The sequence below is a fragment of the Floridaenema aerugineum BLCC-F46 genome, from assembly GCF_041929345.1.
Lineage (GTDB): Bacteria > Cyanobacteriota > Cyanobacteriia > Cyanobacteriales > Aerosakkonemataceae > Floridanema > Floridanema aerugineum.
Map to the genome: position 1 here is coordinate 41,614 of NZ_JBHFNQ010000200.1, position 25,043 is coordinate 66,656.

Genomic DNA, 25,043 nt, shown 5'->3' on the forward strand with positions numbered 1-25,043 from the left:
ACCTTTAAAGTTATGAACTTTACGATCGAGATTGAACAAGAGGAAGACGGACGCTGGCTGGCTGAAGTGATTGGAATGCCAGGTGTGCTTGCTTATGGAGAAATGCGGGAAGAAGCAGTTGCTAAAGTTCAGGCGTTAGCGTTGCGAGTGTTGGCGGATAAGCTGGAACACGGAGAAGTAATGCCTGATTTGTTGAGTGTTTCTTTTAAAGATGAACCAGAAGAAAGTAATTTTTTAATGAGTATTGCTAGTCTAGGAGAGTCTGAAGAAACAGATTTATCCGAAAGAGAGGAGGAAATTTTAAAGTCAGAAGTTGATCCAATTCGAGGCTTTTATCATCAAGTAGACAAGCAGTAATGATGGCTATTGTAGATACTAGAGCGATCCTGAGATCTTGCACCAGTCCAAAAATACGCCTGGGACTCAAGTCCCAGGCTAATAGCTAAAGTCCTCTAAAGAGGACTAAATACAAAGTTTTCAGTCCATTTTAATGGACTTGAGCTATTAGCCCGGAAATTGATTTCCGGGCGGGCTAAAAGCGCAGGTGCAAGATCTCAGGATCGCACCTCTCTTCCTCCTCTTCCTTCGTGTCCTAAAACGAAGAAAGCGTTTCGCTGCGCTAACGTGGTTCAAATATTTCCTCTGTGTCCTCTGCGTCTGGAGCGGTTTCACATAAAAACTTACTTTCCCATAAGCAAAGATTTCCGTAATTATTCGGAAGCAATAATAAATTAACTTCACTTAATCTAGGATTGACTAAATAAGTTTGAGAGCAAAAACAAATGTCAGATAATTTATCAGAAGGTGCAGCATTTATTGCTAGTGGAACCGCCGCAGGTGCAGCTGTTTCTGGGACAGTTGGCGGAATGGGATTAGCCGGAAGTTTTGGCGGAGTTGGTATTGGTATGGGTGTAATGGCAGCAGCAGGGGGAGTAGTAGGACTTGCTGCTTATGGTGCTTATAAAATTATCAATCAAGATGATACAGGAAAAAATTTCCATAGGAATTTACAAGCACTAGCTGAAATCACCAAAGAATATGAGGATAAAAAGCGTTGGACTGATTTAGAAGTTGATGCTGAATTAGAAACGCTTAAGACACAAATGCAGACCAAAAATAACCCTAGTTAACATTAATCAACCAACTAAAATTACATAGGAAGCGCAAAACAATGGCTAATAATTTAACAGAAGGTGCAGCATTTATTGCTAGTGGAACCGCATCAGGTGCAGCTTTTTCTGGGACAGTTGGCAACATGGGATTAGTCGGAGGTTTTGGCGGAATTGGTATTGGTTTTGCACCAGTTGCGGCGGCGGGGGGAGTTGTTGGTGCTGCTGCTTATGGCGCTTTTCAAGCAATAGGAGAAGGTGATGCAATTGCTATTGGTGCAATGGGAATTGGTGCTGTTGGTGGGATTAGTTTTTATTCTGCTGTTGGGGGAATGGGATTAAGTGTTGGCGGAACAGCATTTGGTATTGGAATGGGAACAATGGCAGCTGCGGGAGGTGTTTTAGGACTTGCTTTTTATGGGATTGCTAAGTTAATTGATAAATCTGGAAGTGGGGAAAGTGCTGCACAAGTTTTTGCCAGAATGGAAGAGAAAGTTTTATATATGGAGGCTTATACTCAGGCGCTTTATGAATTAGAATTAATGTCATTGGAGAGCAGTTTAGCTGATTTTATTTGGAAACAAAAGTTTGCCAATTTGGAAGTTGAGGAAGAATTCCAAGCACTCAAGGCTAAACTAGGTTATAAAAATCGTGCTTACTGCAATTTTTCCACAGCGAACTTACATAAACAACCTTTTATTCCCTTTATAAGTAAGAGGAAAATAGTATCGGTGCAAGTTCAACCTTCTCCTACTTGGCAATGTGTAAAAACTCTCAGGGGAGAGGTAGGCGCAATTAATTCTATAGCTATTAGTCCAGATGGTGAAATTATTGCTATTGCTAGCGATGATAAAACAGTAAGTCTTTGGAGTTTACAGCAGGAAAAACAGATTTTTAGCTTTTGTGGTTTTGCAAAAGAGGTTTTTTCAGTGGCAATAAGTCCAGATGGAGAAATGCTGGTAAGCGGGGATTTTGAAAATAAGGTAACTCGCTGGAATTTGCGGAAAAAAGAGCTTATTAGTACTTGTTTTTATTTAAATTCTCCCTATAGTCATTTAGGTTTTGTTAACTCGGTTGCTTTTAGTCCTAATGGAAATGTTGTTGCCAGTGCAAGTGCTGATAAAACAATTAGAATTTGGGGTCGTTTTACTGGAGAGTTCAAATATACTTTAAATGGTCATTCTGATTCAGTTTTTTGTTTGGCTTTTAGTCCAGATGGCAAGTTTTTGATTAGTGGCAGTATTGATAAAACTATTAGAATTTGGGATTTAAGTACTAGAGGATTAATTCGAGTTTTGCAAGGTCATTCTGGGTGGGTAAGTGCGATCGCAATTTCCCCCGACAACCATACTATAATTAGCGGTAGCACCGACGCAACTATTAAACTGTGGAATCTGCAAACCGGAGAGTTAATCTCAACTTTAGAAGGACACTCAACAGCGATTTTTTCTATTGCTATTAATTCCAATGGAGAAACTTTTGCCAGTGGTAGTACCCAAAATATAAAATTATGGAACTTAAAAACCAGGAAACTTTTACAAACCCTTTCTGGATGCTATCCTGTAGCTTTTACTCCTGATGGAACAACTTTAGTCAGTGGTAGTAAAGATAAATTAATTCAAATTTGGCAAAAGACATTTACTCAAAGGGAAACTACATCAGAAACATTACTTTCTGGTGAATGGTGGGAAGTTTTAGGAGTAGCGAAAAACGCTCAATCGGAAGATGTTAAAATAGCTTATCGCCGCCTTGCCAGAAAATATCATCCTGATATTAACAACTCTGTCACAGCTAAAGCTAATATGCAAGCGATCGCCACAGCATACCAAGCTTTTAGAAGCAGATAAAATTGCCTCTCTTCCCTCTCCTCTCCTCTTCCTTCGCGTTCTTTGCGTTCTTTGCGGTAAAAAAATGATCTCTCTTGCACCCTAACAAGATATCCTAAAAAAGTAGGACTTAGGCACTGACACTAGGCGGTGATGGTGCGTTACGTTGTCACTAACGCACCCTACGAATAGAGACTTTGTGTAAGTTCTAAAAAGAACCCAATTAACTTGCCAGCATGAACTCGCAAAACTCCAGACAACTGGCATTTCTCACCTTACGAGACATTCACAAAGGCGCTTATGCAGATGTCGCCTTAGATCGCTTTCTGCGTGCATCAAACCTCAACGATGTAAACCGAAGATTTGCTACAGAATTAGTTTATGGTAGCGTGAGAAGACAACGCACACTTGATGCAATTATTGACCAATTAGGTAAAAAGAAAGCTCATCAACAACCAACCGATATTCGCACCATTTTACACTTAGGTTTATATCAATTAAGATATCTAACAAACATTCCTGTTTCAGCCGCAATTAATACTACTGTTGAACTAGCAAAAGCAAATAAATTTGCTGGACTTAGCGGAGTTGTAAATGCTTTGTTGCGCCAGTACGATCGCATCTCCACCCCCAACCAAGACCCTTTAATTTTACCAGAAAACCTCGTTGAAAGATTAGGAATTTTATACAGTTTCCCCGATTGGATAATTCAATTGTGGTTAGAACAATGGGGAGAAACGGAAACCGAACAATTGTGCGAATGGATGAATCAAACTCCAGCGATCGATCTCAGAATTAACCCGTTAAAAACTACAATTGAAGAAGTAGAAACGACCTTAAAATCAGCAGATATTTTAGTCAGTAAAATTCCTCATCTTCCCCAAGCTTTAAGGTTAATTGGGAGTAGTGGCGCAATTCAAAATATACCAGGTTTTAAAGAAGGTTGGTGGACTGTCCAAGATGCTAGTGCTCAGATGGTAACACATTTGTTAGATCCGCAACCGGGAGAGGTGATAATTGATGCTTGTGCGGCACCTGGAGGAAAGACGACACATATTGTAGAATTGATGAAGGATGAGGGGAGAGTTTGGAGTTGCGATCGCACTCCTTCCCGCTTAAAAAAACTCCAACAAAACGCGCAAAGATTGAATTTAAAATCAATAGAAATTTGCACTGGCGATAGTCGCAACTTTCCCCAATTTACCAATGTAGCCGATCGAGTTTTACTTGACGTACCTTGTTCCGGTTTAGGAACTTTACACCGTCATGCTGATGCACGTTGGCGACAAACTCCCGAAAATGTTAAAGAATTAGCAATTTTACAGAGAGAATTGTTAGATAGTGGATCTAAATATGTCAAACCTGGAGGAATTTTGGTTTATTCTACCTGCACTTTGCATCCTTTAGAAAACGAACAGGTGATTAAGAATTTTCTCACCACTCATCCAAATTGGCAAATTGAATTACCTGCAACTAATTCGCCAATATACTCTTTTGTCACGCCGTCAGGGTGGATTAAAGTTTTACCACACCGAGAACAGATGGACGGATTTTTTATGGTACGTTTGCGATCGACTACCAGTTGTCTATCAGCAGATTCTTGATTAATGTAATAGATAAAATCAAGGAAAAAAACAATGGTTTCAGCTGTAGGGTGCGTCAGAGTCATAAAATTAGTGATTATATCCAGAACTTTACGCTCTGATGCACCCTACTCAAGATAACTAGCAACTTGAGTTACTAGTTGTCTAGCAGTAAATTGTTGATTAATCTAAGAGATAAATGTAGGAAAGAAGCAATGGTTTCAGATTCAGATATTAAAATTCTCTTCAAGATTCTCGTAGGAGTAGCTTGGATTGATGGTAAAATTCAGTCAGAGGAACGAGAATATTTATACCGACTGGCGAAAGAAAAGGGTGTGGAGAACGATCCAGAAATTTATCCCTGGCTTTATGAATTCCGCACAGTACAGTCCAGTCAATGTTATGAATGGGTGCAGGAGTACTTAGGCGATCGCCCTTCTTCCGAGAAATGCCAAAATTTAATTGAAGCGATCAGCGCTTTGATTTACAGTGATAGCGATGTCACCTCTGAAGAAGCACAACTAATTACCACTATTCAACAACTAGATCCAGCAAATCACCCACCACAGTCAATCCAAAGTTCTGTTTTGGGGACAATTCAAAAACTCTACAAACGTTGGGTGTTAAAACAAAATTAGCGATCGCACTAACCAACTTTCAGATAAAGATTTCAGATTTAGCCGGGAAATTCTTTTACCTATTAGCAATCTGAAATCTCCAATCTGAAATTATTATCTCAATGGAGCAATTCATCTCCCGTCACAGCGCAAGCTTGACGGTGAGAGTGTCAATAGTTGTGGATTAATTAGCCTTTGGGAGTACCAATTCCAGGAGTTTCTTCTTTTTTCACTTCTGGAACAATAGAGGGGCGTTCTTTGTCTTCCCAGCCTACAGGACGCTTTGAATTATACCAAGCAATTGAGCCGATCGTCACAGCGGCAATAAATCCGACCACATAAACTAAAGTAAAAGACCAAGGAAAGTGAGGGGCATTAACCGCATTAGTCGCAGCTTCCATAAGTAGACTCATCTTTTAACAACTCCTGAAATTTTCACCTTATCTAAAGTATAAAGAATTGAAAAAAATTATCATCCTCCAGAAGTTCGAGGCTAAAAGGCAGAGTCCCAAGAGGACTCTTGGGACAACTCAAAACTCAAAACTTTCCCAGTCCCTAGTCCCCAGTCCCCTACCTGATTTGGTGAGTATTGAGTTCAAAGCTAGGTGCGGGTGCGGGTGCGGGTGCAGCCTGCGGAGTAGTTTGCCTTCTGGAGCGAGTTCTGGAGGAACCCGAACCACTAGAACTGTTGTATGTTCTGCGAGAGCGTCTGGGTTGGTAGGTTTGCGGACTGCTCGACTGCTGAACGCTCCTGCGTCTTTGACGTACTACAGGTTGCTGTGTTGCTCTGCTAGTGTTGGATTGGTAAGAGCGACGGCGGGAACGATAGTTGGTTTGGGGGCTACTCGAATTAGAGTTAACAGCAGTGTTTTCCGAAACCCGACGACGGACACGGTATCTAGTTTGGGTATTTGTCGTGTTAGAAGGGTTGGCATTACTTTGATAAATCCGCCGCCGACGGGGACGGAATGTGGTTTGGGTATTAGTGGTGTTAGAAGTGCTGACACTGCTTTGCTGAATCCGCCGCCGACGGGGACGGAATGTGGTTTGGGTATTGGTGGTGTTAGAAGTGCTGACACTGCTTTGCTGAATCCGCCGCCGACGGGGACGGAATGTGGTTTGGGTATTAGTGGTGTTAGAAGTAGCGGCGGTGTTTTGAGAATCCCGCCGACGGGGACGGAATGTGGTTTGGGTATTAGTGGTGTTAGAAGTAGCGGCGGTGTTTTGAGAATCCCGACGACGGGGACGAGAGACTGTGGGTGTACTGCTGGTAGCAGCTGGGCTAACTTCTCTTCGGGATCTTGGTCTACGTTCTGGTTCTTTGTTGCTATCCTCTGTTCTGCTAGCTGTAGCCCGAATATTAGACATTTTTTCTGGTTTGATCGGTTGAAGAGCTACTACACCTTTGCGACCTTCCAGTTTAGGACGTTCGGGGAATTTCTCGATCGGGATATCTTCCACCGCTTTCACCATAAATTTATTCCAAGTACGGGCGGCGGTAGCACTAGTGCCCCAAGTCGGTGAGTTATCATCGTTTCCTAACCAAACGCCTGTGACTAGTTGGGGAATATAACCCACAAACCAAAGATCGCGGGCTTGATCGGAAGTACCTGTTTTGCCTGCAACTTGGCGATCGAACAATTGCGCCGGACGACCTGTTCCATCATTGACCACATCTTGCAGCATCCAACTCATTATTGCCGCTGTTTCTCCGTCCAAAGCTTTTTCAGCTTTCGGTTTGGCTTCAAAAATTACTTTACCTTGTTGGTCAATTACCCGACGAATCCCGTACACTGGAGCGTGTACCCCTTTAGCCGCAAAAGTGCCATAAGCGTTAGTCAATTCTAAAAGATTGACTTCCGAAGCACCCAAGGCTAGGGAGTAAGTGGGCTTAAGTTCTGACTTGATGCCCATTTTCTGGGCGATATCAATTACAGGTTGGAATCCCGTATTGATTAACACTTTTACGGCAACTGTGTTAACTGATAAAGTCAGGGCATCTCGCATTGAAATCCAGCCGCTATGGTCATCATTGTAGTTTCGTGGCGTATAATCATCTACCTGGAAAGGCGCATCCAAGTAACCGCGATAGGGAGATATCCCACCAGCAATAGCCGTAGTGTACAAAAATCCTTTAAATGTGGAACCTGGTTGACGTTGGGCTTGGGTGACACGATTAAATTGGGTATTTTCAAAATCTGTCCCCCCTACCATTGCTTTGACTTCTCCATTGTGGGGATCGATGGCGACTAAGGCAGCTTGTTGAAATCCTTGTTCTTTGCCGTTTTCGCTAACTACTTCATCGACAACTTCTTCGGCAACTTTTTGCCACTTAGGATTTAGGCTAGTTTCTACAGTTAAACCACCTGCTTCGATCGCATCTTGCGGCACATATTTCGGTAATTCCTGTTGAATAAAGGAAGTAAAGTAAGCCGCTTCGGTGGAAAGTCTTTTTGGTGTGGCTGGCTTGAGCGCTAAAGGTTCAGCCGAAGCCGCTTGCGCTTGATCTTTGGTGAGAAAACCTGCATCTACCATGCGGTTTAACACTATATTCCGTCTTTCTAAAGCTAGTTTCGGATTGGCGAGCGGCGAAAAAGTTGAAGGTGCAGGTGTCACACCCACAATCGTCGCTATTTCTGGCAAACTCAAATCACTTGTTGGCTTACTAAAATAAACCCAAGCCGCATCAGCCACCCCGTAAGCACCTTCACCCAAATAAACTAAGTTCAGATACCGTTCCAGAATCTTGTCTTTTTTCATCTCCTTCTCAATCTTCTGCGCCAGCATCACTTCCTGAACTTTCCGAGTAATGGTGCGTTCTTGATTGAGAAAAACAATTCTGGCTAGCTGTTGCGTAATGGTACTTCCACCTTCCACCACGTTTCCGGCACTGATATTGGAAACAAAAGCCCGTCCCACACCTTGCCAGTCTACTCCCTGATGTTGGTAAAAGCGACGGTCTTCTGAGGCAATAAAGGCTTGCACCAGTTGAGGTGGCATTTGCTCTAATTGCAGCTTTTCTCTAGTGGCCGGACCCACCTGTTGCAGAATTGCACCGTCTTCTGCTTTGATCGTCAGAGTTCCATCTCGGACAAAGGTGAGAACATCATTAGGTGAAGGTAAGTTGCGCTCCAATGTCCACCAAGTAATCCCTGTCGCCAGTGCGCCACCACCTAATGTGACGGATGCCCCTGCGATTAGCCAGAATTTCTTTGTCCGGTATACCGGATTATTTGGGTCTAACCAAGGTGAATCTAGGACAGATTCGGGAATATGTAGTTTAGTGGCAATTTCTCTGGTCTTCTGTTTCAGTTTACTTAAGCTTTTGCTGCTGGCTGTTTCCTGATTTTGTGCCGCATCTTCTTCACTTTCCGCTATTTCTGCTGAAGAGGCAGCAGAAAAACTCCCCAGTTCTTCTAAACTATTTATTTGAGTTGGTTCTAGTGGATCTTGGGAAGTTCCTGGGCTTCCGTCAGGGTCAGCCGAACGGGAAATTGGAGAACCATCCTTTGTTACGCCTTGGTGGGCGGTTGGTTGCCCAATTTCTGTTTCTCTGCCAGAGGTCTGTTCGGGTTTTGATTCAGAGCCACTGAACTTGGTCGAAATTTCTTGCAGTTTGGGAATAAATTTTGTCACGATACTGCCTCACACACGATACGGGCCAAGTTTAAATTCGTTTTATTTTCGGTTTTATTTATCGAATTTGCGCCCCTATACCTCTCCGTACTAGACCATCGGTAGCAGAGCGAGTCACTATGAGTTAAAATTTTAGCTCATCTCTTCACTTTCAACACTCATTTAGGTTAATCCACTCTTTGATTCTGGTCAATTAGCCTGTAACTCAGATCTTGCACCAAGGCTAAAAACCGGGTTTGCAGCCAATAGCCAAATCTGAAAGCTGGGGATTTTCGTAAAGAAACCCGGTTTTTTCGGTCTTATTGAGAATGGTGCTCAAATCTCAGTGTAAGCCGATAATAAACTGAATTTCGGGAATGCGATAGGTCTATAGCGCACGGGCTTGGCGATCGCGTTGACAGAAATCCGTCTAGCCGAATATTCTATCTTAGTGGAGTTCCCTAGACTCCCGTCACAACGAACTTTAACCAAAGATGAATTGCCACCAGCTAATAATTTCAGCGTAGCCAATCCACTTTTGGTAGTCGTTTAGTATAATCTTTTCCCCTATCTTGTCAATTCCCCTGTAGAATATTTAAAATCAAAATCTTGGTTGATTAAGGAATACTCATATTAAGGAGTTTTGTGAGGATGAACGCTAAAACATTCGTTGCTATTATCGGTGCTGCTTCCGTACTAGCTGCTTGTGAATTTAATTTGTGGGGGCCAAGTATTAGTGATGTATCAGTCTGCGAAAAGGCTAATCCATTAGAAGGTTGTGAAAAAAGTCAAAATACTTTTAAAACAACCACCCCCCGGATATTCGCTACAGCTAACTTGGATAATGCTGTGGAAGGAACAAAGGTAAAAGTCCTTTGGCGCTTAAATCAAAGCGCCACAGCCAAAAATGTTCCCATCTATGAGAGAGAATTTACCACCAAATTAGATCAAAATCAAATCACTACTGCTTTAGCTCCGGCTAAGGCTTGGCAACCTGGAACATACGAAGTCTCCTTTGTTATAGTAGGAGATGAATCTAAGCGGGAGAGTGAAAAGTTTCAAATTAAATAAGTAAAATTTCCAACTAGGACAATTGAATAAACCTTTAGAGTATCCCAACTTTCTCAAGCTACAAAGCTGCTTGGATGGTGGGATATTGTTATATTTGAACGTAAACTGGTTTAAATATTTTGCCAAAATCAGCTTAACAAATGAAAAACATTGACATTTTGGGATTTATTGCTGCGGCTTTAACTACGATCGCTTTTTTACCTCAATTGGTAAAAACCTGGAAAACAAAGTCAGCTGGAGATGTTTCTTTAGTAATGTTATTTACCTTTTGTACAGGAGTATTTTTCTGGTTATTGTACGGTATTTTCATCCAATCTTGGCCTGTAATTGCGGCTAATTTCCTGACTTTAATTTTTAACTTGCTAATTTTATCGCTTAAGATCAGATATGAATAAGTACAATGATGTTGAAATCGATCGCTTGTGAACTCCGATATATTTGCTGCTGAACGTTTGCTATTTACCAAAGCAACGCCAAACACCGATGCTATTCCCACAATCTTTGCTTTCCCCAATGAGTATACAGTGGGAATAACTAGCCTTGGCTATCAAATTGTCTGGGCAACTTTGGCAATGCGTTCGGATTTAGAAGTCAAACGATTATTTACTGATATTCACGAAGAATTACCCAGAAATCCTCAGTTAGTAGGATTTTCTGTGTCTTGGGAACTTGATTATATTAATATCCTGAATTTACTGGAATTTTTAGAAATCCCCCTGCGTTCCTCAAGACGTGCTGATGCAGATCCGCTAATATTTGGTGGCGGCGCAGTTTTAACTGCTAATCCAGAACCTTTCGCTGATTTTTTCGATATTATTCTGTTAGGAGATGGCGAAAATCTCTTAGAGAATTTTATTGATGCTTACCAGGAAGTTCGTGACGCTGATAGGCAAACTAAACTACAAAGATTAGCCCAAGTTCCAGGGGTTTATGTTCCTAGTTTATATGAAGTTACCTATCAAGAAACTACAGGTGTAATTAAATCAATTCAACCTATTAATAACCAAATTCCTGCCCAAGTTGAAAAACAAACTTATCGGGGAAATACTTTATCTGCTTCCACTGTGGTGACAGAAAAAGCTGCTTGGGAAAATATCTATATGGTGGAAGTGGTACGCAGTTGCCCAGAAATGTGCCGCTTTTGTTTAGCGAGTTATTTAACTTTGCCTTTTCGCACTGCAAGTTTAGAGGGTTCGTTAATTCCGGCGATCGAAAAAGGTTTAGAAGTAACTGATAGATTGGGATTACTTGGTGCGTCGGTAACTCAGCATCCTGAGTTTGAAAATTTGTTGGATTATTTAGGGCAATCAAAGTATGATAATGTGCGGTTGAGTATTGCTTCGGTGCGAACAAATACGGTGACGCAGAAGTTAGCGGAAATATTAGCAAAACGCGATACTCGATCGCTCACAATAGCAGTAGAAAGCGGTTCAGAAAGATTGCGGCAAATTATTAATAAAAAGTTAGAAAATCAAGAGATTATCCAAGCTGCGATTAATGCTAAAGCAGGTGGGTTAAAAGGAATCAAACTTTATGGGATGGTAGGTGTTCCGGGAGAAGAATCATCAGATTTAGATGCAACTGTAGCGATGATGCGAGAAATTAAAAAAGCTGCACCCGGATTAAGATTAACTTTAGGATGTAGCACTTTTGTTCCGAAAGCGCATACACCTTTTCAATGGTTTGGGGTGAATAAGCAAGCAGAAAAAAGATTGAAGTATTTGGAAAAAGAATTGAAATCCCAGGGAATAGAATTTCGTCCAGAAAGTTATAATTGGTCGGTTATACAAGCTTTAATTTCTAGGGGCGATCGCCGACTATCCCATCTGTTAGAATTAACTCGTGATTATGGCGATTCTTTGGGTAGCTATCGTCGCGCTTTTAAAGAATTGCGCGGAAAATTGCCCGAATTAGATTACTATGTTCATACTAATTGGGATTTAGACCAAGTTTTACCTTGGAGTCATTTAATTGGGCCATTGCCAGTAGCAACGTTACAAAAACATCGTAGCATGGCGATCGCCAATTTCCCCGAAGCAAAAGATTAATCTTAGTTAATGAGCAACTTATTGATAAAATAGAGTTATGCTGCATTTTAATCACTCCTCACTAATTGATGCACCAGTAGAAGTTGTCTGGAACTTTCACGAAAGACCAGACATTTTGCAAATTCTTACTCCCCCTTGGCAACCTGTGGAAATAGTCCGTCGAGAGGGGGGTTTAGATGTGGGTGCAATTACCGAATTTCGCATTTTGTTAGGGCCATTTCCCGTAAGATGGGTAGCAAGACATATTGAATGCGAACCAAATCGCTTGTTTACGGATAGACAAATTAGTGGGCCAATGGAAAGTTGGGTACATCGGCATTTATTTACACAAGAGAATGGCAAAACCAAACTCACCGATCAAATAGATTACGAAATACCAGGTGGATTAATAACTGAATTACTTTTAGAATGGTGGGTAAATGCGCGACTAACTGATATGTTTCGCTATCGCCATGAAGTAACAAAACGAGAATGTGAAAAGTAAGTTATTGCGGACAAAATTACTAGGAAAATGCAAACAACAGCAGAATATTTCTGTGCTTATTGTGGCGAACCGAACTTAACATTTGTTGATTTGAGTGCGGGTGGACAGCAAACTTATACTGAAGATTGTCAAGTTTGTTGTCACCCAAATGTTTTATATGTGCGCGTAGACGAAGAAAGTTTGGATGTGGAAATTGATACAGAATATGAAGGCTAAAAATTTAATGGCTTCTCTCTGGAATTAGATGATACCACTAAGTGCAGAGAAACCCGGTAACTTCTGCGAAACCGGGTTTCTAGGTTTATATGTAGTACTTAAGTAATTTCTCAGTAAATTTGCGGAAAAGCTGTTGGGGAATTTGAAGAATAGATTAGTGAGCAATCAAGCAATTAATGGCTCATCAATAAACTTACCAAAATAATCAAGAAATCATCCAGAAATCAAGGTAAAATTAACACTATGCAACATAAATTAACTAACTCCAAAGTATTAAAATTAGCTTTGGCAAGTGCTGGCGCATTGTTGTTTTTAGCTCCTTCTTTAGGAGCAAATGCACTTAGTAATTCTCAGCAAGATGGGTCAGAAAATAGAGATTCTTTTTTAGTTGCACAAGGGAATTGTCCTACTCGCCGTTCAACAGTCGATCGCACTTTTGAAACTCCAAACTATTACGTGACAATTTGTTCTGGAGACTCGCGGAATTCTTTAGGTTATTATGTAGGTGCGGCGAAAGATGGTAGCGGTGGTATTACTGTTCCTTTAACACGCAGAAGCGGCGACAGATATATTGCAGCTAACGGAAATACAATTTATGCCGTGACTCCTTATGAGTTGAGAGTAAGTCAAAATGGCAGAACAATTCTCAATGAAAGAATTTTAGCTGCAAGTGGAGATGACACTGTTTCCGCCAGAGGTTGTCGGAACAGAGAAAGCACTTTCGTAACAGCTGAAACAGCAAGTTATGTAATCTCAATTTGTGGTGGCGATCTTCCCGGTAGTTATGTTGGTGAGTCCAAAAATGGTAATGGAAGAATCAGATTGCCTTTGCAAAGTTATGGACGCGATCGCTTTGCCGCTGTCAACGGAGATACCCGTTATGTTCTGACTCGCAATGAATTAAGAGTTACCCAAAATGGTCAAACTATTCTCAGAGAAACTGTTCGTAACTGGAATTAATTTTTCATCTCACAACTCTCCGAAACTTACAACCTGGTTTCTTCAAGAAACTGGGTTTTTTTTGTACTTTATGCAATTGTAACTTGCTAAAGTTATATAAAATAAAGTTAACCACAATTAGGATGAAGAGCATCTCCAATGGCGAAAGATGTTTTCCATCAACAAGTTAAAAATGCTTTAATTAAAGATGGATGGAATATCACCCATGACCCTCTGACTATTCGCATTAGCGAAGCGGTCAAATTACAAATTGATCTAGCAGCAGAAACTATGCTTGCCGCAGAACGGGATTCAGAAAAAATAGCTAGAGAAATAAAAAGTTTTGTGGGAGACTCAGATATTAGCGCATTTCACACTGCGTTAGGACAATATCTTAACTATTGCCAAGCACTTGAAGAACAAGAACCAGATCGCATTGTTTACTTAGCTATTCCTATAGAAACCTATCAGGATTTTTTTCAGCTTCCTTTTATTCAACGTTCGCTTAGACGTTACCAAGTCAAGCTGATAATTTACGATCCTAAATTGGAGGAAATTAAACAATGGATAAAGTAGAAAACTATCGACAATTTATTAAACAAATTTTGACCGAACACGCCGAAATTTCTCCCAGTAATGATACAGTAAAAGCCGAATTAATATTTGATAGCGAACATGACCATTATCAACTTGCTTATGTAGGTTGGCAAGGGGATAAACGAGTATTTGGCCCAGTGATGCACTTTGATATTATAGACGGCAAAATCTGGATTCAATATAACGGAACTGAAGATTTTGTTGCTGAAAAATTGGTTGAAATGGGTGTACCAATATCTGATATTGTTTTGGGTTTTCATTCCGCTTTTAAACGCCAATTTACTCGTTATGCAGTTGGATGAATTTCCCAGTAAGTAGTTGTAACTACTGACAGCGACTTTCTAACTTCTGAAACCACTGTTGGCGCAATATTAAAATAACGATCGCACCTGGTAATATTGCCCCTTGTCCAACTGTCTGAATGGCGATTATTGCTGTATCTGGAGATACAACTCCTGATTGAATTTGGTGATAGATAATTGCTGCTAAAACTGGCAGTAATCCTAGTAAGAGAATTATCGATCGCAGATTAACAAAAAAGAACTTGTGAAAATGCAAAGGTTGACGCAACCAACGAACAATAAAACTGATAGTTTTTTCGGCTCCAGTTAAGATAATTCCTGGTATAATTAATTCTGGAATCAGAGGAATGAGTAACAGATAACTGGGTTGTAAACCGTAGCTGTAAATGGGAAAAGTAACTGCTCTAAACTCACGATAACGACTGTAAAAAAGTGCGATCGGGAATTGCCATAAGAATTGAGGAATGCTAGTTATATATTGAGGATGGGATAGTAGTTCTGGTAGGGTGAAAATTATGGCGATCGCACCATAAGTTCCCAGAAACAAACCAATATAAAGTCCGGTAATTTTTAGCGTAGCTGTCCACTTTTTAGGAAAGCGCAAAACGTAATTGCAAACAAGCAGTAAAGCAAGGGAGAATAAAATCAAATTACTCGCCCACAAACTGTCAATTATGCCAGTGATTCCTAAAGCTAGGGGGGTGAGTGCGATCGGCAAAATCAACCTTGGTATCCAACATTTTAACTTCTTTTCATAAGCAACAAAGCGCACTAAATAACCACCCGTTCCCAAACCACCCAAACAACTAACAAATATACCCAACATATACCAAGTTGCAATTATTGGTTTTGTCTTTCCAGGTATGCCAAAAGCTTGTTTTACCCAGCTAACAGACTGCTTAATTAAATAAGTATCGTAAGGTTCAATTAAATGATCTGCTGTCGGAGAAATCACCAATAATCTAGCTTTTCCTGACTGAAAATCGCCACTTTGTTGAAATTCAGAAATATTTTCACCAGTCGCAGATTGCAACATCTCTCGCATTACCGATGGCGGATGTAACTGTTCATAAAGACCAATTCCCATCAACAAATTTGCTGGATAAATTGGAGTAGCTAACCCACTCATTCCCAAAACAACCGTAGCTTTAAAACGCTTATCATCGCTAGATAAACCTAAAGCAGTAGCGCCACCCATTGAATGACCTCCAATACCAATTTTTGTAGTATCAAACAGTTTTGGATTAGCTTGAATAAAAGCCATTACAGCTTTACCATCTGTATCATTTCCTCCCTCTGAATAAGGTCGAAAATAAGATTCTCCAAAACCACCAAAATCAAAAGTTAAAGCCGCTATTCCTTCCCTCGCTAATTCAATTGCTAACGGAGACATGATTTCTTTAGTTGAATTAATGCCATGAGTTAGCACCATTACTGGATAAGGTGGTTTTGAAGTTTTCGGGGTGTATAATGTTCCTATTAATTGTCGGTTTGGCGCTACATTAATTTTAATTGATTTGGTTTGAATTTCCGATGGATAAGAGAGGAAACAAATTAGAATTCCGACAGCCAATAGGAGTAGGCTTAAGAATAATCCTGTGTAACGTTTGGCGAAACTTTTATATTTCATAATTTTGGGCTGAAGCGATGCTTTTATTAAAATATATGGCGATTTCAGAAACCCGGTTTCCCAGAAGTTACCGGGTTTCTCGGAGTGTACTTTATTTTACCTGAGAGGATGAGAATTACTACCACATTTTACTTCAGTTGCAGTTACTTCACCTGGTATCGGTTCTTCTCCCGCCTTGTTAGTTTCACATACTATTGCCTGGGTAGTGTTGTCACGAGGATTTGTGCCGAACAAACCAACAACTCCCGTGTAGCCTTTATTATTTTTATTTAATGGAATGGCAAAGGCATTAATTCCATCTTCACCAATTGAGGAAATTAAATATTTATAATTAGCAGTTTGAGTCTTGATACCAACTGCTAAACTTGCCCATCCTGCGGGGGTGTTTTCTGTGACAAATGTACCATTTTCTGTGTAGTAAGCTTGTTGAGCTTTGTTGATTGAGCTAACATATTGTTTTGGTTCTGCTTGTTTGTCTTTAACTGTATCAGGCAGAAAACTAGGCAAAGCAATAGCAACCAAAAGTCCCAGAATAAAAAGAATAATAATCAGTTCCCAAAAGGTGAAACCTCGATCGCGATTCTGATGCAAAATATATAGCAACCATTTAACTCGAAGTTCAGTTCTCATAATTAACCTCTGCTAGGAAAAGGGGAAAGTAAAAGTTTCCTTCCTTGGATAATTCCTATTAAACTAGGTGACAATTTGAGTTCTTAACTGACTTCTTTGAGTTTTTATCGACTTCTCATCGACTTAGAAAAAAAGTTAGATCTTTAGATCCCCGACTTCTTAGAGAAGTCGGGGATCTGGACTCTATTTTTCGCAGTAACCTGACTCTTCTTGCTTGTCATTAGGATTAACAAATCTGCCCATGAAGATATTTTTACTTTTAGTAAGTTAGTAATGATCTAAAAACCCGGTTTCTTCTGAGAAACCGGGTTTTTTTAGAAAGAGATTTCAACTCAAGTGAGAGACACAAAATCCTGCTGAGTAATCAAATTAGCAGCAATGCCATTCAAAGTTGCTAACTCTGTTATGAAGTAGAGGATTCTAAGATGTCAGCGGCTAACTCCTCTGTCTCAACTTCTATTTCTAAAACTTCGGGAATAGGCGGACGGACACAAAGATAAACTAAAGGGCCAAATAATGGAAGAAACGCTATTGACCAATATATAAAGGAATCTTTAATTCCCCGACGCGACATATCATCATCAAATAACGAAGTGAGGGGAAATACTAAACACATCAAACAAAAATCTACGCTAATTAAATGTACAAAACGCCGAGTTTGAAATTGTTGTACATAGTCTCCCCAATCACCTAAAAGAATGGCATAAGCAAACAAACCAACAGTAAATAATAACAGGACAAAACCTGTAGAATGTCTATCTAATATTCTCAGCCATTTATCCTTTGTACCAGCAAATGTTTGATTACGTTCGCGCAGGAATAAATAAGGCAAAAGGCAAATTACACCCGTACCATTGGAACCAAGAAAATAAGGCCAAGCCCGAAATTTTTGCATTCTACCATCAAAAAACATCAAGCCAGCAAAAATCATCGGCCAAACGCCCATTAACAAGAAAATAGCGGGGATAATTGCGTTTAGCTTATGCCATTGCAGGGTTAATAATTTTTGGACTAAAGGCCAAGTATCAGGTTGATCGAGTGGAGCCAACCATATAGTATAGGCTACAAATATAAACCATATCAAAAACAAGGTTACTCTTCTACTCATAAACTCAACCATTTAACTCTACCCAGTCACTTCAAGTAAAGTGAGAGACTGGGCAGATTACGTCTATCTTTGGTCAAGTTTTGCTAGTTATTTTGTAGGGTGCGTTACTAACGCACCTTCAAACTATCCATAGGGTACGTTAAGTTGTCGCTACAATAGGCATCTCCAAAAAAGAATATATAAGGCACTTAAATGCCGCAGGCTATACGCACCCTACGAAGTTAAGTTTTGCTAGTAGTGACTGAGGTTTTATCAATAGTAGGGGAGGAGATTTGGGGAATACTTTCCCACAGTGGAGGTCGCCAACATAAATAGAAAAGTGCGCCTAACAAAGGAGTGAGGGAAGCTAACCGCAAAATCGGTTTATTTTTTACGCCTCTTCTGGCAATGTCATCTCCCAAAAGTGTAGGAAATAAGAGGCAAAACAAACAAAATGCTAAACTCATGCCGTTAACAAAGCGACTGGTTTGAAACTGAACAATAAAGTCTTGCCAATCTCCCATTTTTAACCCGTAGATTAGCAAAATCAGGGTGCTAATAGTTAAAATAAAACCTGTCCAACGAGAGTCAAAAACTTTCAGCAGAATGTCTTTTTTCCCGGAAAATTCTTGATTAGCTTCTCGCAGTGCTAAATATGGTATTAAACCAATTACTCCTGTGGCTATTCCTGCCAGAATAAAAGGCCATGCAGCTATTTTTTGCATTCTGCCATCAATTAACATTAAACAACTGTAAATTAGTAACCAAATCCCAACTAAAGAGAATAAGGAAAAGATGATTGGGTTAATTTCTAACCAATGTCCAGTGAAGAGATTTTGTAGTAGTGTAAGTGTGCTGGCTTGTACGGGAGGAGCGAATAAAAGGATGTACAATATAAATCCTGCCCACAAAGTCCATAATGCAATTTTTCTATTCATAATTTCGGTGACCAACTCTACTATTAGTCGGATAGTTAAGTTTAATTTACAATCCCAATTAACTACGTCTGTCTTAAGTAAAGTTTTCCGAGAGGTTTGTTGTCAGGACTTTAGTCCTTCTATTTAGTAAAGAAACGACTAAAGTCGTTACAAGGGACTTAATTATATAGATGAGGATATTAATTTTTAAGGTGTATTGCTAGTCACAATTTGTTTGGCTTGTGTTGCTTCACTTTCTATTAAGGGAGGACGCAAGCAAAGATAGGCAAGAGGACCAAATAACGGCTGGAGGGAAACTGCCCAAAAAATAGCGGGGTTTTTCATTTTTCGCCTTGTCATATCATCTCCTAAAAGTGCAGGAAATAACAGACAAAGCAGACAAAAATCTAAGCTCATTACATGAATAAAACGGTTAGTTTGCCATTGTTGAATAAAATTTTGCCAATCTCCAGCTATTAAACCAAAAGCGACTAAACCTAGAGTAATCAAAGTCAATAAAATTGCTGTCCAACGAGAATCTAATACTTTCAGAAAGTTATTTTTGCTGCCAGTAAATTCCGGGTTTGGTTCTCGTAAAGCTAAATAAGGCAATAGAGAAAATGCACCTACGCCAAAGGAAGCAGCAGCAAAAGGCCAAGCTTTTACTTTTTGTCCTCTGCCATCAAAAAAGAGTAGACAACTGTAAATCATCGGCCAAACGCCCATAATATTAAACAGTGCCACAATCAAAGGATTAATTCCGGCAATTTGACCAGTGGAAAGATTTTTAATTAACTCAAAAGTATCAGGTCGCTGCGGTGGTGCTAACAGAAAAGCATAACCAGCAACCCCTAACCAAAGTAACCAAAAACTAATTTTCCTAATCACAATCCCTCTTCTTTCTTTCTCTGCGTCCTCTGCGTCCTCTGCGGTTCAAAAAATACTAACTCAACGCCTCCGACAAATAATCTGCTGCTGCTTCTACGACTGCGATCGCATTTTCATAAAGCATTCTCGTTGGCCCTAAAACACCCACACTACCCACCGGAACTGAACCATGACAATAATTAGCAGAAATTAGGGTACAAGTACGAATTGGTTCTAAAGGATTTTCCGATCCAATTCTCACTGTAACGCGCTTTCCTGTATTTTCTGATTCCTTGGTGGCAAAAATTAACGGCCAAAGTTGGTCTTGTTCTTCTTCCAACAAGTGCATTAACATTTTTACTTGTTGTAATTCAGAAAATTCTGGTTGACGCAACACTTCAGATACGCCACGAATTAAAATTTGGGTAACAGCAGGTGGTTTAGTGCGTCGCTTTACTTCGATCAATAAATCGCGCAAAAAATCAGCATATTGTTGAAATTGCCGATCTAATTGCATCCAGTCTAATGTAGCTAATTCCGAAAGCGATCGACCCCGAATTTGCGAATTCAAAAAGTTAGAAAGAATCTGCAATTCGCGATCGATCACCTCTGCATCTGGTTGCGGATTTTCCCTTTGTGGCAACTCCATTAACACTGATTGAGTTTCATAACTATCCATCACCACAATTAACATTACTTTTCCCGGTTCTACCTGCACTAATTGCAAATGTCTCACTTGATTTGTGCGCGATTGGGGTAAAGTAATCAAAGTAATATAACCACTAAGAGTCGCCAAAATTTGTGCTGCACCCTGTAACAGGGCCTCAAAACTCCAATCATCGCGATTCAATTTATCTTGGAGTACTTGTTCTACTTGACGCGCCACAGTCTCATCAGGCGTAATCAATTGATCCACATAAATTCGATAACCCGAATCAGAAGGAACTCTTCCTGCCGAAGTATGGGGTTGATAGAGTAATCCCACTTTTTCTAAAACACCCATCGCATTACGGATTGTGGCTGGGCTAACGCTAAGATTATACTCTTCTACTAAAGCTTTCGATCCTACTGGCTCCGCCGTTGCGATATAATGACGAACTGTTGCCCAAAGGATATGCTGTTGTCGGTTAGTTAAATGGATTTGCATAGTTTATTTGAGCAAAAGAGCGATTTTAATTGAATTCCAAAAAAAAGTCGTCATTTCAGCCACATTGTACTTATTATTTAGTAAAATATGATATCAAATCGCTTCTACTTTAGTACAGAGTTATTCCATTTTGGATTTTAGATTTTAGATTGACTCCATCTGTAAATCTGGAGGCTTGAACTAAAGATAGACTTTTTTGCTTTCCATGCCTTAAGTTGGGGGTTTGTCTCCCTCTTTAGGTCTGGTTAGGCTGTAATGGTAGTTTTTTTTATTTTTGCAGATACCCCTAAAAGTAATTGTATTTAATATAACTCGGATTTAGGATAAGTGCAGTTTTTTTTAGCTGCTAGTATTTCTCAAGTAGTGCAGCGTGGCACAAATAAGTATACAGTTAAAAACCAGTGAAATTTTGTCCAAACCTTCTTTGCTTGGAGCCTTCTTCCTGGAGCCTTCTGCTTTCTGGTAGTTTTTAATATCGAGGTACGTTGCGATCGACCCCTATGGAATAAGCATCAATCCCACCCACAATATTTTTGACATTAGTAAAACCTTGACTAATTAACCATTGGCACATTTGAGCCGAGCGCACTCCATGATGACAAAGAACCAGAGTTTCTGCATCTGGATTTAGGCGATTTTTAATATCTTCTGACCATGAGTTAAATTCGCTTAAGGGGAAGTTTTGAAAACCATTCAAGTTAGCGATCGCTACTTCCTGCGGTTCTCGCACATCCACCAGTTGTAATCCCTCTGGAGAATTTGCCAAATAATTAGCTAATTCTTTTACACTAATTTGTCCAAGAGACTGATTATAAAATTGTTCTGACATTCGGACACCCTTAATTAAGTCAACACCTATCCTATTTTAAATTATATCCAACTATTTAACCAAATCCGCAGTTGATATTGCGGTAAAGACAAAGGTAATCCTAGAAATATGGGTAGGCAAAATACAAAAGCTGCCACAACTAGAAAAATCACCGTTACTCCCATAATTCTCAGGCGAGGTTGGTAACTTTGCAACCAGCGATCGACCAACCACGCCAACCCCATAAAAGCAAACACCGCCGCACTCATATAAAGATAAATAAAAGTACAGCGTGTCACCTTTATCCAAGGTAAAAAATGCGCCGCCCAATTAATTACCACAAAAGCAACCAACCACAATTCCTTACTTTGGGGCAAGTAATCATAATAATTAATAGGGTTATTTCCCTGATTCAACGCACTTTTTAACCAAAGCCAAACTCGTTTCCACAACAACCCAATTAACAGCAAAATTGCCAAACTTGACAACCACCATAAAACCGGATTTCCCATCCCATAAACAGCGTAAGCTACATCTTTAATTCCCGGAGGTAAAGGCGGTAAAGCAGCAGCTTTAGAACTAGTCGCTGACTTTTCAAAAAGATAAACTACCGGACGAATTACTAAAGGCCAAGTATACCAGCTAGAACAATAAGGATGCACTTTTGGCCCACTTTTCATATTTTGGTGAAACCCCATCATTTGTTGATGAACTTTCCCAAAATTTGTATCTTTATTAATCTCTAAATGGGGAATCCATAACCAAGCGTAAATTATCGCAGGAATCACCGCTAAAAAGATTACGACTTGGAAAAAGTTAATCTGCGAAAGATTTTGCAAAATACTTTCCTTAACAGGCTTTAATGGCGATCGCTGACGGGGAATTTCCGGCGAAGTTACTGGGCGATTCTTTGAAACTATTTGCCAAAAATGAGCTAAAAACCATAAAATATAAATGCCTAACAAAAAGCCTAATCCATTCCACTTCACCGCCACCGATGCACCTAAAGAAATGCCGCTAAAAAACAACCAAACTTGCCTATTTTTCCCGCGATTCGCTAAAGCTATCAACAAAAATAACTGACCTAGAAGGCCAAACATTACCAAATAGATATTAATCAGTGCATAGCGAGATTCTACTAAAAATAAACCATCCACAGCCATAAACAAACTAGCAATTAAAGTATAGCTGCGCCGTTTACTTAATAGATAAGCTATTCCCCCCACAACCAAGGGAAAGAAAGACCCAGTAAAAGCATTCATCCAACGATAAACCCAAGGATAAATTGCTGTACCTGATAAACTATTTAAATCTTTGCCTAAAAACTGACTACCTAGCCACATTCCCAGGGCAATCATATATTTTCCTAAAGGAGGATGAGCATCAAAATGGGGCTGATTAGTTAAATAATTATTGCCATACTTCACATAATAAATTTCATCAAATACTAGCATATTAAATCTGTCTAGTCCCCAAAAATGTAGGGCAAAAGACAAAACCATTATTGCTAACATTCCGAAAATAAACCAAGTCCAAGACAACTGAGAATTTTGTTTGGTCAATTTCATAGGATTTCGATTATTTTTCCGGTTTCTGACGCTCGACGCACCCCATCAGCTACTTTTAAAGTGTACAAACTAACATCAGGTGTCACATATAAAGGTGTACCTTCAGTTAAGTGATCTAAAACCATTTTGGTTTCTTTGGCAAATAAGCCACGACGACTACCTACATCAATAGGAGTTTTTTCTTCTCCTTGAATTAGATAACCTTCGTCACCATTAAACATTAAACAACCGTTTTCGCCGTAAACTTCAAAAGGACGAGCAGCTTGGGAAAAAACTTCGCCTTTACCATAGCTTGCTTCTGCAATTAATCCACTGGTAAAGCGTAATTTAGCTGTGCAAAGACAGGCGGTGTAGTATTCTGAATCACTGTCCCAAAAGCGACTTTCACAACTGACAGTTGCTACTTTACCGAATAAATCGATTAATCTGTGCAGTCGTGACAATGCGCCAACGAAAGGAAAACCAAATTGAGTATGATGGTAAGTCCACTTACGTGGTGCGGGTTTTTGCGGATTAATGGTAGTATAACGGGCGTAGAATGGCGTACCAATTGCGGCGATATTTTGCCTTAGTGCTTGGTGTAATCCCCCAAGTAGTTCGATATGTTCAACGTGCAAAAGTTTGTTGACATTGGCGGCTAAAGAGATTAGTTCTTCACCTTGCCAAGGATGGAGAGAGAGGGGGTATTCTACGACTACGTGCTTACCAGCGGAAAGAGCGGCATGAGCGATCGCACCATGCTCACTATTAATAGTACAAATAATAATCAAATCCAAATCGGGACGCTGCACCAACTGTTGCCAGCCTAACACCGCCGTTGCTTGGTAAGTTTGAGCAAAGGACTCAGTTCTTTCGGGTGTATTACCAGCCACCGCCACCAACTCGGTGCGAGGATCGGATTGCAGAGTTTCGGCTCTCAGTTTAGCAGCATAACCCGTACCGACCAAACCTACCTTCAGAGGGACTGTAACAGAAAAGCGGGCAGAAGCACTCATCTTGAAAAACTTGGGACTAGAGAGAGGAAAATAGTAATTATTGCAGCATAGCAGTCCGGTCTAGCATACAGGGAAATTCCGCGACAAACAGAGAACGAAAAACGATTCTCTAAAACCGAAGTTGCCACTTTCTGCAATAAGTATAAGTAATCAGGATAAGATTAGCAGATTTAATTACGAATCCCATTCACTCAAAGTGCTAATTCGCTATCAAAATTCTTAACTTTTCACGTAGTATCAAGAAGGTGAAAGAAATCCGATCGCAGAATCCAGCAAAATCATTTAGCTAGGACTGCTTAAGGAAAACTTATACAGCCCTTTAGAATACTTGAGAGGATTGATACATGGCCACTTACAAGGTTACGTTAATTAACGAAGAAGAGGGTCTAAATACAACCATTGACTGTGACGATGATGTTTATATCCTCGATGCAGCGGAAGAAGCTGGACTTGACTTACCCTATTCTTGTCGCGCAGGCGCTTGCTCCACTTGTGCTGGCAAAATCACCGCAGGCTCTATTGACCAATCCGACCAGTCTTTCTTAGATGACGATCAGATTCAAGCAGGCTATGTTCTCACCTGTGTAGCTTATCCCACATCTGACTGTACTATCATAACCCACCAAGAAGAAGCACTGTACTAAGTTAGATGAATCCAGTAGTTAGTTATCAGCTTTTTGATGGCTAACTACTACTGCTGAATTTATCTCAAAGGAGCTTTAAAGACTCCCGTTACACCCGATCGGGTGTAACGGGATTGGGTATGGCGACCAACTCGCCTCAAATTGAGGATAGCGAATCCACATTTTTGTGCTGACCATGTTTGAGTCAACCGCCCCACCCACGAGGGGATGGGGCTTGTAACTAACCAGAGAAACTGGTTGAAACATCTGGGTTATTGACTGAACCCTGCTCCTGAGTCCCTTGGGTAGAGGAGAGAAAATAATCGTCGCGAATATTCTTGGCAGCATTCAAATCGGCATGAGT

The 25,043-nt window shown here is 40.2% G+C and carries 24 protein-coding genes and 1 pseudogene; 14 read left to right on the forward strand and 11 right to left on the reverse strand.

What is annotated here, in order from left to right; all coding sequences use genetic code 11:
• Positions 1 to 12: 12 nt before the first annotated feature.
• The 5 genes and pseudogenes from ACE1CC_RS36955 to ACE1CC_RS25815 all read left to right on the forward strand — a co-directional run.
• Positions 13 to 207: pseudogene (locus tag ACE1CC_RS36955) on the forward strand (type II toxin-antitoxin system HicB family antitoxin); the annotation flags it as partial.
• Positions 208 to 782: 575 nt separating this feature from the next.
• Complete coding sequence (locus tag ACE1CC_RS25800; protein ID WP_413273296.1) at positions 783 to 1,130, forward strand: hypothetical protein; 348 nt, start codon at positions 783 to 785, stop codon at positions 1,128 to 1,130.
• 41 nt (positions 1,131 to 1,171) lie between these two features.
• Positions 1,172 to 2,956 (forward strand): DnaJ domain-containing protein, encoded by a 1,785-nt coding sequence (locus tag ACE1CC_RS25805; protein ID WP_413273297.1) that lies wholly within the window; start codon positions 1,172 to 1,174, stop codon positions 2,954 to 2,956.
• Positions 2,957 to 3,171: 215 nt separating this feature from the next.
• A complete protein-coding gene (locus ACE1CC_RS25810) occupies positions 3,172 to 4,539 on the forward strand; it encodes a 16S rRNA (cytosine(967)-C(5))-methyltransferase (protein WP_413273298.1) in 1,368 nt (455 codons plus the stop codon).
• A 194-nt stretch (positions 4,540 to 4,733) separates the two neighbouring features.
• The gene (locus tag ACE1CC_RS25815; protein ID WP_413273299.1) at positions 4,734 to 5,156 is read left to right on the forward strand and encodes a tellurite resistance TerB family protein; all 423 of its coding nucleotides are present in this window, start codon (positions 4,734 to 4,736) and stop codon (positions 5,154 to 5,156) included.
• Positions 5,157 to 5,323: 167 nt separating this feature from the next.
• On the opposite strand, the gene psb35 is transcribed toward ACE1CC_RS25815, so the two are convergent.
• Positions 5,324 to 5,548 carry a photosystem II assembly protein Psb35 gene (gene psb35, locus ACE1CC_RS25820; RefSeq protein WP_413273300.1) on the reverse strand — a complete coding sequence of 75 codons (225 nt, stop codon included), beginning with the start codon at positions 5,546 to 5,548 and terminating at the stop codon, positions 5,324 to 5,326.
• A 157-nt stretch (positions 5,549 to 5,705) separates the two neighbouring features.
• Positions 5,706 to 8,771 carry a transglycosylase domain-containing protein gene (locus ACE1CC_RS25825; RefSeq protein WP_413273301.1) on the reverse strand — a complete coding sequence of 1,022 codons (3,066 nt, stop codon included), beginning with the start codon at positions 8,769 to 8,771 and terminating at the stop codon, positions 5,706 to 5,708.
• Positions 8,772 to 9,401: 630 nt separating this feature from the next.
• On the opposite strand from ACE1CC_RS25825, the gene ACE1CC_RS25830 reads away from it, so the two are divergent.
• The 8 genes from ACE1CC_RS25830 to ACE1CC_RS25865 all read left to right on the forward strand — a co-directional run bounded on the left by ACE1CC_RS25830 (position 9,402) and on the right by ACE1CC_RS25865 (position 14,407).
• Complete coding sequence (locus tag ACE1CC_RS25830; RefSeq protein ID WP_413273302.1) at positions 9,402 to 9,821, forward strand: hypothetical protein; 420 nt, start codon at positions 9,402 to 9,404, stop codon at positions 9,819 to 9,821.
• Positions 9,822 to 9,961: 140 nt separating this feature from the next.
• Entirely contained in the window at positions 9,962 to 10,216 is a 255-nt protein-coding gene (locus ACE1CC_RS25835) for a SemiSWEET transporter (RefSeq protein ID WP_413273303.1), read from the forward strand.
• A gap of 27 nt (positions 10,217 to 10,243) precedes the next feature.
• Positions 10,244 to 11,869 carry a B12-binding domain-containing radical SAM protein gene (locus ACE1CC_RS25840; RefSeq protein WP_413273304.1) on the forward strand — a complete coding sequence of 542 codons (1,626 nt, stop codon included), beginning with the start codon at positions 10,244 to 10,246 and terminating at the stop codon, positions 11,867 to 11,869.
• Positions 11,870 to 11,906: 37 nt separating this feature from the next.
• Positions 11,907 to 12,353 carry an SRPBCC family protein gene (locus ACE1CC_RS25845; protein ID WP_413273305.1) on the forward strand — a complete coding sequence of 149 codons (447 nt, stop codon included), beginning with the start codon at positions 11,907 to 11,909 and terminating at the stop codon, positions 12,351 to 12,353.
• Positions 12,354 to 12,380: 27 nt separating this feature from the next.
• Entirely contained in the window at positions 12,381 to 12,569 is a 189-nt protein-coding gene (locus ACE1CC_RS25850; protein ID WP_413266160.1) for a CPXCG motif-containing cysteine-rich protein, read from the forward strand.
• A 243-nt stretch (positions 12,570 to 12,812) separates the two neighbouring features.
• Positions 12,813 to 13,529, forward strand: a complete 717-nt coding sequence (locus ACE1CC_RS25855; protein WP_413273306.1) for a hypothetical protein — start codon at positions 12,813 to 12,815, stop codon at positions 13,527 to 13,529.
• A gap of 138 nt (positions 13,530 to 13,667) precedes the next feature.
• Positions 13,668 to 14,084, forward strand: a complete 417-nt coding sequence (locus ACE1CC_RS25860; RefSeq protein ID WP_413273307.1) for a XisH family protein — start codon at positions 13,668 to 13,670, stop codon at positions 14,082 to 14,084.
• Positions 14,072 to 14,407, forward strand: a complete 336-nt coding sequence (locus tag ACE1CC_RS25865) for a XisI protein (protein ID WP_413273308.1) — start codon at positions 14,072 to 14,074, stop codon at positions 14,405 to 14,407. Before ACE1CC_RS25860 ends, ACE1CC_RS25865 begins: the two co-directional genes overlap by 13 nt.
• Positions 14,408 to 14,429: 22 nt before the next feature.
• On the opposite strand, the gene ACE1CC_RS25870 is transcribed toward ACE1CC_RS25865, so the two are convergent.
• From ACE1CC_RS25870 to ACE1CC_RS25910, 9 genes are all read right to left on the reverse strand, one after another.
• Positions 14,430 to 16,037 carry an alpha/beta hydrolase gene (locus tag ACE1CC_RS25870; RefSeq protein ID WP_413273309.1) on the reverse strand — a complete coding sequence of 536 codons (1,608 nt, stop codon included), beginning with the start codon at positions 16,035 to 16,037 and terminating at the stop codon, positions 14,430 to 14,432.
• A 96-nt stretch (positions 16,038 to 16,133) separates the two neighbouring features.
• A complete protein-coding gene (locus ACE1CC_RS25875) occupies positions 16,134 to 16,667 on the reverse strand; it encodes a type IV pilin-like G/H family protein (protein ID WP_413273310.1) in 534 nt (177 codons plus the stop codon).
• 403 nt (positions 16,668 to 17,070) lie between these two features.
• Positions 17,071 to 17,775 carry a DUF2834 domain-containing protein gene (locus ACE1CC_RS25880; RefSeq protein ID WP_413273311.1) on the reverse strand — a complete coding sequence of 235 codons (705 nt, stop codon included), beginning with the start codon at positions 17,773 to 17,775 and terminating at the stop codon, positions 17,071 to 17,073.
• Between the two features lie 221 nt (positions 17,776 to 17,996).
• Entirely contained in the window at positions 17,997 to 18,692 is a 696-nt protein-coding gene (locus ACE1CC_RS25885) for a DUF2834 domain-containing protein (RefSeq protein WP_413273312.1), read from the reverse strand.
• Positions 18,693 to 18,878: 186 nt separating this feature from the next.
• Positions 18,879 to 19,559 (reverse strand): DUF2834 domain-containing protein, encoded by a 681-nt coding sequence (locus ACE1CC_RS25890; RefSeq protein ID WP_413273313.1) that lies wholly within the window; start codon positions 19,557 to 19,559, stop codon positions 18,879 to 18,881.
• Positions 19,560 to 19,614: 55 nt separating this feature from the next.
• Entirely contained in the window at positions 19,615 to 20,685 is a 1,071-nt protein-coding gene (gene hrcA, locus ACE1CC_RS25895; RefSeq protein ID WP_413273314.1) for a heat-inducible transcriptional repressor HrcA, read from the reverse strand.
• 469 nt (positions 20,686 to 21,154) lie between these two features.
• Positions 21,155 to 21,514, reverse strand: coding sequence for a rhodanese-like domain-containing protein (locus tag ACE1CC_RS25900; protein ID WP_413273315.1), 360 nt, complete (start codon positions 21,512 to 21,514; stop codon positions 21,155 to 21,157).
• A 41-nt stretch (positions 21,515 to 21,555) separates the two neighbouring features.
• Positions 21,556 to 23,061, reverse strand: coding sequence for a dolichyl-phosphate-mannose--protein mannosyltransferase (locus tag ACE1CC_RS25905; RefSeq protein WP_413273316.1), 1,506 nt, complete (start codon positions 23,059 to 23,061; stop codon positions 21,556 to 21,558).
• Positions 23,058 to 24,056 (reverse strand): Gfo/Idh/MocA family protein, encoded by a 999-nt coding sequence (locus ACE1CC_RS25910; protein WP_413273317.1) that lies wholly within the window; start codon positions 24,054 to 24,056, stop codon positions 23,058 to 23,060. Before ACE1CC_RS25910 ends, ACE1CC_RS25905 begins: the two co-directional genes overlap by 4 nt.
• A gap of 344 nt (positions 24,057 to 24,400) precedes the next feature.
• On the opposite strand from ACE1CC_RS25910, the gene ACE1CC_RS25915 reads away from it, so the two are divergent.
• On the forward strand, positions 24,401 to 24,700 hold the full coding sequence (locus tag ACE1CC_RS25915) for a ferredoxin (RefSeq protein WP_413273318.1): 300 nt from the start codon (positions 24,401 to 24,403) through the stop codon (positions 24,698 to 24,700).
• Positions 24,701 to 25,043: the final 343 nt, after the last annotated feature.